This is a genomic window from Bradyrhizobium sp. Kon69 (genome assembly GCF_055807515.1).
This window is the reverse complement of sequence record NZ_JBVVOS010000514.1, coordinates 1-246: the sequence shown is the minus strand read 5'-3', so window position 1 is coordinate 246 and position 246 is coordinate 1. Positions and strand designations below refer to the sequence as shown.

At 65.9% G+C, this 246-nt stretch carries 1 protein-coding gene; it reads left to right on the top strand.

Features of this window, described 5'->3' with window-relative positions; translation table 11 throughout:
- Positions 1-246, top strand: a 246-nt coding sequence (locus AC0L3U_RS40005) for an FAD-dependent oxidoreductase (protein WP_473365211.1), incomplete at both ends; no start/stop codon positions are given.

Genomic DNA, 246 nt, shown 5'->3' with positions numbered 1-246 from the left:
CAAGCCTATGCCGCGCACACCCGTGGCTTTGGCCTGAACCTGCAATTGCTCGATTACACCCAATTGCGCCAGCGATTTGCGTGGGTGGGCGATATCGCCGTGGGCGCTTCGTTCTGCCCCGAGGACGGCCACGCCTATCCACGCCTGGTATCGCCGGCCTTCGCCCGCGAGGCGCAGCGCTGTGGCGCAGCGGTGTATGAACAGGCACCGGTGAGCCGGATCGAACATGACGGCCGGCGGTTCCAG